The 10096-nt window shown below is 71.3% G+C and carries 9 protein-coding genes; 4 read left to right on the forward strand and 5 right to left on the reverse strand.

The genetic code is table 11. The features are described from left to right. Positions 1 to 236, forward strand: a 236-nt coding sequence (locus tag B8460_RS21920) for a hypothetical protein (protein WP_048861829.1), incomplete at its 5' end; no start/stop codon positions are given. Further along, the gene (locus tag B8460_RS11960) at positions 233 to 1597 is read left to right on the forward strand and encodes a cytochrome P450 (RefSeq protein ID WP_048861830.1); all 1365 of its coding nucleotides are present in this window, start codon (positions 233 to 235) and stop codon (positions 1595 to 1597) included. The genes B8460_RS21920 and B8460_RS11960, both read left to right, overlap by 4 nt. A gap of 18 nt (positions 1598 to 1615) precedes the next feature. On the opposite strand, the gene B8460_RS11965 is transcribed toward B8460_RS11960, so the two are convergent. From B8460_RS11965 to B8460_RS11975, 3 genes are read right to left on the reverse strand one after another with little or no spacing between them, the layout of a single operon-like run. After that, the gene (locus tag B8460_RS11965; RefSeq protein WP_048861831.1) at positions 1616 to 2548 is read right to left on the reverse strand and encodes an NAD-dependent epimerase/dehydratase family protein; all 933 of its coding nucleotides are present in this window, start codon (positions 2546 to 2548) and stop codon (positions 1616 to 1618) included. 11 nt (positions 2549 to 2559) lie between these two features. Next, a complete protein-coding gene (gene gmd / locus B8460_RS11970) occupies positions 2560 to 3546 on the reverse strand; it encodes a GDP-mannose 4,6-dehydratase (protein ID WP_048861832.1) in 987 nt (328 codons plus the stop codon). Between the two features lie 13 nt (positions 3547 to 3559). Beyond that, complete coding sequence (locus tag B8460_RS11975; RefSeq protein WP_048861833.1) at positions 3560 to 4984, reverse strand: mannose-1-phosphate guanylyltransferase/mannose-6-phosphate isomerase; 1425 nt, start codon at positions 4982 to 4984, stop codon at positions 3560 to 3562. 169 nt (positions 4985 to 5153) lie between these two features. Between B8460_RS11975 and B8460_RS11980 the strand changes: the two genes are divergently transcribed. Together B8460_RS11980 and B8460_RS11985 are read left to right on the forward strand one after the other, a co-directional pair. Next, positions 5154 to 6341, forward strand: coding sequence for a M20 metallopeptidase family protein (locus tag B8460_RS11980; RefSeq protein ID WP_048861837.1), 1188 nt, complete (start codon positions 5154 to 5156; stop codon positions 6339 to 6341). 14 nt (positions 6342 to 6355) lie between these two features. Continuing rightward, positions 6356 to 7342: a ketopantoate reductase family protein gene (locus B8460_RS11985; RefSeq protein ID WP_048861834.1), complete on the forward strand. Its 987-nt coding sequence runs from the start codon at positions 6356 to 6358 to the stop codon at positions 7340 to 7342. A gap of 37 nt (positions 7343 to 7379) precedes the next feature. Here B8460_RS11985 and infC read toward each other — a convergent pair whose 3' ends face one another. Both infC and thrS read right to left on the reverse strand, forming a co-directional pair. Beyond that, entirely contained in the window at positions 7380 to 7901 is a 522-nt protein-coding gene (gene infC, locus B8460_RS11990) for a translation initiation factor IF-3 (protein ID WP_048861835.1), read from the reverse strand. Between the two features lie 142 nt (positions 7902 to 8043). Then, positions 8044 to 9966 carry a threonine--tRNA ligase gene (thrS, locus tag B8460_RS11995; protein WP_048861836.1) on the reverse strand — a complete coding sequence of 641 codons (1923 nt, stop codon included), beginning with the start codon at positions 9964 to 9966 and terminating at the stop codon, positions 8044 to 8046. Positions 9967 to 10096 lie beyond the last annotated feature (130 nt).

Here is a 10096-nt window from a genome sequence, read left to right on the forward strand (position 1 = left end):
TCGCGCTCTGTGCCGGCAGCCCGCCCGCCGCATTCAGCCTGCGGCGGTGGTGGCTGCTGCTGCCGCTGATCGTGGTGCCGCTGCTGCTGCACGGCCGCCATCTCGACGCCGAGACGCGCATCCACCACGCGGCGCATGGCTGGCTGCGCGGCCTCTGCCACCGCGCCGACCTCCGCTTGCCTGGGCGGGACCGCGGCGCCATGCTCGCCGCACGCGGGATGAAGGTGCAGGCATGACGACCTTGACGCTCGATCGGCCCATCGCGCCGCCGCCGCCCCGCCGGGCGCTGGCGCATATCCCCGGCGACGAGGGCTGGCCGATCATCGGCAGCACGTTCGAGGCGATCCGCGACCCGAAGCGCTTCTTCGCCGAACGCGCGGCGCGGCACGGGCGGGTGGTGCGGTCCAACATCCTGGGCGAGACCGGGCTGCAGCTGCTCGGGCCGGAGGCCAACGAGCTGGTGCTGATGGACCCGCAGCGGCTGTTCTCGTCCAGCCTCGGCTGGGGCCGCTTCATGGACCGGGTCTTCCCGCGCGGCCTGATGATGCTGGATTTCGACGAGCACCGGCTGCACCGGCGCGCCCTGTCGGTCGCGTTCAAGGCCGGGCCGATGCGCGGCTATCTCGCCGCCCTCGATCGCGGCATCGCCGAACGGACGGCGGCGTGGCGGGCGCGGCCGGGGCCGATGCTGGTCTATCCGGCGATGAAGCAGCTGACGCTCGACCTCGCCGCCGGCGCGTTCCTGGGGGCCGCGATCGGCCCGGAGACGGATGCCGTGCAGGAGTCGTTCAAGGCGATGGTGGCGGCGACCATCGCGCCGGTGCGCGCGCCCCTGCCCGGCACCGCGATGCGGCGCGGGGTGCGGGGACGGGCGCGCATCGTCGCCTATTTCGGACGCCAGATCCCGCTGCGGCGCGAGCGCGGCGGCGACGACCTGTTCTCGCATCTGTGCCGCGCGACCGACGAGGACGGCGCGCTGCTGTCGGTGCAGTCGGTGATCGACCACATGAGCTTCCTGATGATGGCGGCGCACGACACGCTGACCTCGTCGCTGACCGCCTTCGTCTGGCTGCTTGCCGCCAACCCGGAGTGGCAGGAGCGGCTGCGCGAGGAGGTGCTGAGCATCGATGCCGGCGACGGGACGGTGACGGCCGAGCGGCTGGAGGCGCTCAAGCTGACCGAGATGGCGCTGAAGGAGACGCTGCGCATCGTCCCGCCGGTGCCGGCGGTACCGCGCCGCGCGCTGCGCGACTTCACGTTCGGCGGCTATGCGATCCCGGCCGGAACCGCCGTCGGGATCGACCCGCTGTTCACCCACCACATGCCCGACATCTGGCCGGAGCCGGACCGTTTCGATCCGCTGCGCTTCACCGACGCGGCGTCGGCGGGGCGCCACCGCTTCGCCCACGTGCCGTTCGGCGGCGGCGCGCATATGTGCCTCGGGCTGCATTTCGCCTACATGCAGGCCAAGTGCTTCGCCTGGCACCTGCTGCGCAACGTGTCGCTGCGGATCGAGCCGGGTTACGTCGCGCAGTGGCGCATGTGGCCGATCCCCCGCCCGCGCGACGGGCTGCGGATCACCGTCGCGCCGGTCTGAGGCGCCCTCGCTCCGGCCCTATTCGCCGGCGGCGACGCGGGCGCGCCAGTCGGCCAGCACGTCGTCGATCGTCTGCTCCCACGCGATACGCGGCCGCCACTCGAGCAGGCGCGCGGCGCGCGTCGCATCGCCGGCGGCGAGCAGGATGTCGGACGGACGCAGCAGACTCGCCTCCGACTCGATCAGCGCGCGCACCCCGGCGCGGGCGAGCAGCGTGTCCAGCACCTCGCCGATCCGGCGCGGATGCCCGCTGGCCAGATTGAGGATGGCGCCCGCCGGCAGCGCGTCGCGCCGGCGCAGGCAGGCGACATAGGCGGCGCAGACGTCGCGCACGTCGAGGAAATCCCGCCGCGGCTCCAGCGCGCCGACGCGCAGCACCTCCGGCTGCAGCCCGGCGGCGATGCGCGCGACCTGCCGGGCAAAGGCGGCGACGACGAAGTCCGGCGACTGCCCGGGCCCGGTGTGGTTAAACGGGCGGACGCGGATGCACCGCAACCCCGACTCCGCCGCCAGCGCGCCGAGCGCGAGGTCGGCCGCCGCCTTGGTCGCGGCGTAGGTGTTGAGCGGGGCGGGTGCGACGCTTTCGTCCACCGCATGGCCGGCGCGAAAGCTCGCCCCGTAGATGTCGGCCGAGGAGACGAACAGCAGCGTCGCCTCCGGCGCGTGGGCCGCGAGGGCGCGCGCGAGATTGAGCGTGCCGTCCAGATTGACCCGCCACGCCGCGTGCGGATCGCGCCGCGCGGTGGGGATCGCCGCGATGGCCGCGAGATGGACGCAGGCGGTGGGACGCGCCTGTTCAACCAGCGCCGCCACCGCGTCCGCGTCGGTGATGTCGCACGCGGCCTGCGCCGGCGTCAGCAGCGCCGCGTCGGGCATGTCGGCGCGCAGCGCGGACAGCAGGTGCCGGCCGACGAAGCCCGCGGCACCCGTGATCAGGATGCGCTCGGGCATGAGGCCCGGACTCAGCCGGCGGCGCGCTTCGCGCGGTGGCGCGCGAGGTCGGCCTCGACCATCTCGGCGATCAGATCCTCGAGCGAGGTCGCCGGCGTCCAGCCCAGCTTCTCGCGTGCCTTCGCCGGGTCGCCGAGCAGCACGTCCACCTCCGCCGGGCGGATCAGGCTGGCGCTGGTGCGCACATGCGCCTGCCAGTCGAGCCCGACATGGCCGAACGCCATCGCCACCATGTCGCGGATCGTCGTCGTTCGGCCGGTGGCGACCACGTAGTCGTCCGGTGTCGGCTGCTGCAGCATCAGCCACATCGCCTGCACATAGTCGCGCGCATGGCCCCAGTCGCGCTTGGCGTCGAGATTGCCGAGCGACAATTCGTGGGCGAGGCCGAGCTTGATGCGCGCCGCCCCATCCGTGACCTTGCGGGTCACGAACTCGATGCCGCGCAGCGGGCTTTCGTGGTTGAACAGGATGCCGGACGAGGCATGCAGGCCGAAGCTCTCGCGGTAGTTCACCGTCATCCAGTGGGCATAGAGCTTGGCGACCGCATAGGGGCTGCGCGGATAGAACGGCGTGCGCTCGCTCTGCCGCGGCTCCTGGATCTTGCCGTACATCTCGGACGACGACGCCTGATAGAAGCGCGCCTCCGGCCGCACGATCCGCAGCGCCTCCAGCAGGTTCGCGGCCCCCTGGCCGGTGACGTTGCCGGTCAGCAACGGTTGCTGCCACGACGCCGCGACGAAGCTCTGCGCCGCGAGGTTGTACACCTCGTCGGGCTGGTAGGTCTGCATCAGGCGGATCAGCGACGACAGGTCGGTGAGGTTGCCCTCCGCCAGTTCCACGTCGTCGAGGATGCCGAGCCAGCGCAGACGCTCGCCGATCACGTCCGACGACGCGGAGCGCCGCATCATGCCGACGACACGATAGCCTTTCTGCAGCAGCAGCTGCGCGAGATAGGCGCCGTCCTGACCGGTGACGCCGGTGACGAGAGCTGTGGGCATGCGTGCCTTGTTGTCAGTTGCGGCCGTAGGTGTCCTGTAGGCGGACGATGTCGTCCTCGCCGAGATAGGCGCCGGACTGCACCTCGATCAGCGTGAGCGGGATGCGGCCCGGATTTTCCAGCCGATGCACGCAGCCGAGCGGGAGGTAGATGCTTTCGTTCTCGCGCACCAGCACCTCGTCGTTGTCGCGTGTCACGAGCGCGCTGCCGGAGACGACGACCCAGTGTTCGGCGCGGTGGAAATGCTTCTGCAGCGACAGCTTGTGGCCGGGTGTGACGCTGATGCGCTTGACCTGGAACCGGTCGCCGCGGATCAGCCCCTCGTAGAAGCCCCAGGGACGATAGACGCGGTTATGCGCCACCGCCTCATGCCGGCCGTCGGCCTTCAGCCGGTCGACCACGCGCTTGACGTCCTGCGAATGGTCCCGGTGCATCGCCAGCACCGCGTCCTCGGTGACCACCACGACCACGTCGCGCAGCCCGACCACGGCGGTCAGCACACCGTCGCTGCGCACGTAGCAATCGTCGGCGTTTTCCAGCAGCGCGTCGCCGATCGCCACGTTGCCGCGCGCGTCCTTGGGCGTGATCTCCCATAGCGCGCTCCAGCTGCCGACATCGGACCAGCCGAGGTCGGCCGGAACGACGGCCGCGTGGCGCGTGCGCTCGGCCACCGCGTAGTCGAGGCTGATGTTGGGACAGGCGGCGAAGGCCTCGGGGTCGAGGCGGATGAAATCGAGATCCTGCCGCCGGCGCGCGACGGCGTCGGCGACGGCGCGCAGCACGTCGGGCGCGTGCGTCTCCAGCTCCGCCAGCATGGTGGCGGCGGTGAAGACGAACATGCCGGAGTTCCACAGGTGCCGTCCGCCCGCGACCAGCGTCGCGGCGGTCGCGGCATCCGGCTTTTCGACGAAGCGGCGCAGGTCGTGCACGCCGGGCGCGTCGGCCAGCGCGTCACCGACCTCGATATAGCCATAGCCGGTCTCGGGCGCGGTCGGGCGCATGCCGAAGGTGACGATGCGGCCGGCGCGGGCGGCGACCACCGCCTGGTCGAGCTTGGCATGCAGCGCGGCCACGTCGGCGATCGCCGAGTCCGCCGCCATCATCCACATCACCGCGTCCGGGTCGCGCTCGGCGACCAGAAGGGCGGCGGCGGCGACGGCCGGGGCGCTGTTGCGCCCGACCGGCTCCAGAACGATCCGGGCATCCTGCACGGCGGCGCCGCGCAGCTGTTCGGCGATCAGGAAGCGGTGTTCCTGGTTGCAGACGACCATCGGCGCGCCGAAACGCGGCCCGGTCGCCCGCAGCGCCGTCTCCTGCAGGAGCGAGTGCTCCGACAGCAGGGGCCAGAGCTGCTTGGGGAAGCTCTCGCGCGAGACCGGCCACAGCCGGGTGCCCGATCCACCGGAGAGGATCACCGGAATGACCGCAGACTCGCTCATCGCCCCGCCTTTTGCATGGGCGTCTATAGGCAGCGCGCATAACGGCTGTCCAGCCGCCGCCGCCGGTTGCGGCTTGAGCGAAGCCGCCCCGGCCCGCATCCTGCTTGCTGACGAGCAAGGCAAGCCCGGCGCGCCGCGCCGGCAGCAGGACCATACGGGAGATGCGCGCATGCGCCTGATCAACGACACCGACGCCGCGATCCGCGAGGCCACGGCCGCGATCGAGGCCCGGCTGATCGCGGTGCGCCGCGACATCCATGCCCACCCGGAACTCGCCTTCGAGGAAGTCCGCACCGCCGGCATCGTCGCCGCCGAACTCGACCGCCTCGGCATCCCGCACGAGGACGGGATCGGCGGCACCGGCGTGGTCGGGATGATCCGCGGCGGCCGCCCCGGCCCGGTGGTGGCGATCCGCGCCGACATGGACGCGCTGCCGATCCACGAGGAGACGGGGCTCGGCTTCGCCAGCGGCACGGCGGGCAAGATGCACGCCTGCGGCCATGACGTGCACACCGCCACCCTGCTCGGCGTGGCGGCGTTGCTGAAGGACCTCGCCCCCTCCCTCGCCGGCAGCGTCAAGCTGGTGTTCCAGCCGGCCGAGGAGACGCTGTCCGGCATGGCGGCGATGATCGAGGACGGGGTGATGGACAACCCGTCGGTCGACTACGCCCTCGGCTTTCATAATCACCCGGACATGCCCGTGGGCACGTTCGGCTACGTGCCCGGCGCGTCGCTCGCCGCGTCGGACGCGATCGACATCGTGCTGCGCGGCAAGTCGGGCCACGCCGCCCACCCCGAGGGCGCGGTCGATCCGATCGTCGCCGCCGCGACCCTGATCTCGCAGCTGCAGACCGTCGTCTCGCGCGAGACCGGCGCGCTGCACCCGATCGTGGTGACGATCGGCGCGATCCACGGCGGCAGCGCGCGCAACATCATCCCCGACACGTGCAGCCTGAGCGGCACCGTCCGCACGCTGCATGATCCGGTGCGCGACCGGGCGGAGGCGGCGATCCGCCGGCTGTGCGAGGGCATTTCGACCGGCATGCGGGTCGGCTGCGACCTGTCCTATGTCCGGGGCGTGCCGGTGCTCCGCAACGATGCGCAGATGCTGGAGCGTTCCGTCGCCGCCGTGCGGCGGCAGTTCGGCGAGGCGGCGGTGACCGAGCGGACGCCGAGCCTGGGGGCGGAGGATTTCGCGCTGATGGCCGCGCGGGTGCCGTCGTTTCATCTGCGCGTCGGCTCGTCGCAGCCCGGTCGGCAGGACAAGCTGCACAACTCCGGCTACCAGCCGGACGAGGCGTGCATCGGCTACGGCGTGCAGGCCCTCGCCCGCGCCGCCGCCGACCTGCTGCAATAGCGGGGGGCGCGGCCATGCGGGTCTGCATCTACGGCGCCGGCGCGATCGGCGGGCACCTGGCGGCGCGGCTGGCGCATGCGGGCGCCGAGGTCGCGATCGTCGGCCGCGGCGCCAACCTCGCGGCGATCCGCGAGCGGGGGCTGCGGCTGGAGGCGCCGGACCTGACGGTCGACGTGCACCCGACGGCGACCGACGATCCGGCGACGCTCGGGCCGCAGGACGCGGTGATCGTGGCGGTCAAGGCGCCGGCGCTGGCGTCGATCGCGCCGCTGCTGCCCGCGCTGCTCCGGCCGGAGACGCCGGTCGTGTTCGCGATGAACGGTATTCCGTGGTGGTATTTCCACGCCCATGGGGGGCCGCTCGACGGGCGGCGGATCGCCGCACTCGATCCGGGCGGCGCGCTGTGGGACGGGGTCGGGCCGCAGCGCGCGGCGGCCGGGGTCGTCTATGCGGCGACCACGGTGACGGCGCCGGGCGTGGTGCGGGTGGAGAACCCCAAAAGCCGGCTCATCCTCGGCGAGCCGGACGGCAGCGAGAGCGCGCGGCTGGTCGCCCTCGCCCGGCTGTTCGAGGCGGCCGGCCTGGCGGCGCCGGTCAGCCGCCGCGTACGCGACGACATCTGGACCAAGCTGCTGCTGAACCTCGCGACCGGACCGCTGTGCACCCTCGCGGGCGTCGGGCAGAGCGCGATCGCCGCCGTGCCGGGCGTGCGCGCGGCCATGCTGCGCGTATTGCAGGAAGGAGAGGCGATCGCCCGGGCGCTCGGGCGCGACATTCGGGTGGATGCCGAGGCGATCGTGACCGGCGCCGGCAAACTCGCCCACAAGCCGTCGATCCTGCAGGATTACGAACTCGGGCGGCCGATGGAGATCGACGCGCTGCTCACGGTGCCGCTGGCGCTGGCCGGCGAGGCCGGGGTCGCCGCGCCCACGCTCGCGCTCGTCGCGGGTCTGCTCAGCCTGCGTGCGCAGGCCGCCGGCCTTTACACGCCGGCGGCCTGACGGGGATCACGGCCGTGGAGTGACGCCGGCCGGCCGGTCAGCGCGGGGAGAGCACCATGATCATCTGGCGGTTCTCCATGCGCGGCATCTGCTCGACCTTGGTCAGCCCGTCCATCTCGTTGCGGATGCGCTCCAGGACACGTACGCCGATATCCTGGTGCGCCATCTCGCGGCCACGGAAGCGCAGCGTCACCTTGACCTTGTCGCCTTCCTCGATGAACGACTTCATGGCGCGCATCTTCACCTGATAGTCGTTTTCATCGATATTGGGGCGGACCTTGATCTCCTTGATCTCGATGACTTTTTGCTTCTTCTTGGCCTCGTTCTTCTTCTTCTGGGCTTCGTACTTGTACTTGCCGAAGTCCAGTATCTTTACCACCGGCGGATCGGCGTTGGGGCTGATCTCGAGCAGGTCGAGGCCGACGTCATAGGCACGGCGGAGGGCGTCGCGGGCGGACATCACGCCCTGCATCTCGCCGTCCTGGTCGATCAGTCGAACCTGGGCGGCGCGGATTTCCTCGTTCACGCGCGGCCCGTCCCGGGTCGGCGGGGCGGTCATTGGTCCTCGGGCTATGGGTATCTCCTGTCGCTATTGCACGGATGGGCGGTTGGCCACGTAACAGTTGCCCCGATGACGCGACCGGTTCAAGCCGTTACAGGGCTAATCAAGTTTTTAATCGCAGCGGGACAGCCCCGCACGCCTAGCGGAGATCGGGAGGGCGCGCCTCTGCCGCCAGTGCCGCGACCGCCTCGTCGAGCGGCATGACCGACTGCGCCTCGCCGCCGAGCCGCCGGATGGCGACGGTCCGCTGTTCGGCCTCCCGCCGCCCGACCACCAGCATCACCGGCACGTGGGCGAGGCTGTGTTCGCGTATCTTGGCATTGATCTTCTGGTTCGAAAGGTCCGTCTCCACCGCGAGCCCGGCGGCGCGCAGCGCTGCGGCGACCTCCTGCGCATAGGTGTCGGCGTCGGAGACGATCGTCGCGACCACCGCCTGCACCGGCGCCAGCCAGAGCGGGAAACGGCCGGCATACTGCTCGATCAGGATGCCGAGGAAGCGTTCGAAGCTGCCGAGGATGGCGCGATGCAGCATGACCGGCCGGTGGCGCGCCCCGTCCTCCCCCACGTATTCGGCGTCCAGACGCTCGGGCAGCACGAAATCGACCTGCAGCGTGCCGCACTGCCAGTCCCGGCCGATCGCGTCGCGCAGCACGAACTCCAGCTTCGGGCCGTAGAACGCGCCCTCCCCGGGGTTCAGCTCATAGGTGATGCCGGCGGTGGCGCAGGCCGCCTTCAGCGCGCCCTCCGCCCGGTCCCAGGTCGCGTCGTCGCCGGCCCGCACGACCGGACGGTCGCTGAACTTCACGCGGAAATCGGTGAAGCCGAAGTCGCGGTAGACCGAGGCCAGCAGTTCCGCGAAGCGCACCGTCTCGTCGGCGATCTGCGCCTCGGTGCAGAAGATATGGGCATCGTCCTGGGTGAAGGCGCGCACCCGCATGATGCCGTGCAACGCGCCTGACGGCTCGTAGCGGTGGCACGACCCGAACTCCGCCATGCGCAGCGGCAGCTCGCGGTAGCTGCGCAGCCCCTGGCGGAAGATCAGCACGTGGCAGGGGCAGTTCATCGGCTTGAGCGCCAGCGTGCGCTTCTCGTCCTCGACCTGCGCCACGAACATATGCTCGCGGAACTTCTCCCAGTGGCCGGAGGCTTCCCAGAGCCCGCGGTCCACCAGCTGCGGGGTGCGCACCTCCTGATAGCCGGCGGCATCGAGGCGGCGGCGCATGTAGCTTTCGGCAGTGCGGTACAGGCGCCAGCCCTTCGGGTGCCAGAAGACGCTGCCGACGGCGGCCTCCTCCAGATGGAACAGGTCCATCTCCCGCCCGATGCGCCGGTGGTCGCGCCGCTCCGCCTCCTCCAGCATGTGAAGATAGGCGTCCAGCTCCTTCTGGTCGCGCCACGCGGTGCCGTAGATGCGGCTCAGCATCGGGTTGCGGTGATCGCCCCGCCAGTAGGCGCCGGCGGTCTTCATCAGCTTGAACGCGGTGCCCACGTCGGCGGTGGTGCGCATATGCGGGCCGCGGCACAGATCGACCCACTCGCCCTGGGAGTACAGGCTGATCTCCTCCCCGTCCGGGAGGTCGCGGATCAGCTCGACCTTGAACCGCTCGCCCTTGGCGGCGAACAGCGCCGCCGCCTCGTCGCGCGGGACGACCTGCCGCCGGAACGCCGCGCCGCGGGCGACGATCTCGCGCATCTTCGCCTCGATCGCCGCGAAATCCTCGGGGGTGAACGGCTCGTTGCGGGCGAAGTCGTAATAGAAGCCGTTGTCGATCGCCGGGCCGATGGTGACCTGCGTACCCGGATACAGCGCCTGCACCGCCTCGGCGAGGACATGGGCGGCGTCATGGCGGATCAGGGTCAGCGCCTCGGGGTCGCGGCGGGTGACGAACACAACCTCGGCATCGCGGTCGATCGGGGTCGCGAGATCGACCAGCGCGCCGTCCACCTTCATCGCCAGGGCGGCGCGGGCCAGGCCCGGACCGATGGAGGCCGCGACCTCCGTGCCCGTGACCGGCGCGTCGTAGCGGCGCACGGTCCGGTCGGGCAGCGTGATGGCGGGCATTCAGGGTCCTCGGCGCAGAAACACTCGGTCGCTACGTTGTTCTCTGGCATCAGGGCAGCGCCGCCGCAACCCTCTCCACCGGCAGGTCTGCGAGATCGTCGGAGCGCAGCACCGTCGCCCAGCCGCCGTC

The sequence above is a fragment of the Acidisphaera rubrifaciens HS-AP3 genome (assembly GCF_000964365.1).
In the GTDB taxonomy this organism is placed as follows: domain Bacteria; phylum Pseudomonadota; class Alphaproteobacteria; order Acetobacterales; family Acetobacteraceae; genus Acidisphaera; species Acidisphaera rubrifaciens.

What these genes read in the sequence shown, in the direction of transcription:
- B8460_RS11975 (WP_048861833.1), bottom strand. Translation starts at nt 4,984, where the DNA reads ATGAGCGAGTCTGCGGTCATTCCGGTGATCCTCTCCGGTGGATCGGGC.
- B8460_RS11960 (WP_048861830.1), top strand. Translation starts at nt 233, where the DNA reads ATGACGACCTTGACGCTCGATCGGCCCATCGCGCCGCCGCCGCCCCGC.
- gmd (WP_048861832.1), bottom strand. Translation starts at nt 3,546, where the DNA reads ATGCCCACAGCTCTCGTCACCGGCGTCACCGGTCAGGACGGCGCCTAT.
- B8460_RS11965 (WP_048861831.1), bottom strand. Translation starts at nt 2,548, where the DNA reads ATGCCCGAGCGCATCCTGATCACGGGTGCCGCGGGCTTCGTCGGCCGG.
- infC (WP_048861835.1), bottom strand. Translation starts at nt 7,901, where the DNA reads ATGACCGCCCCGCCGACCCGGGACGGGCCGCGCGTGAACGAGGAAATC.
- thrS (WP_048861836.1), bottom strand. Translation starts at nt 9,966, where the DNA reads ATGCCCGCCATCACGCTGCCCGACCGGACCGTGCGCCGCTACGACGCG.
- B8460_RS11985 (WP_048861834.1), top strand. Translation starts at nt 6,356, where the DNA reads ATGCGGGTCTGCATCTACGGCGCCGGCGCGATCGGCGGGCACCTGGCG.
- B8460_RS11980 (WP_048861837.1), top strand. Translation starts at nt 5,154, where the DNA reads ATGCGCCTGATCAACGACACCGACGCCGCGATCCGCGAGGCCACGGCC.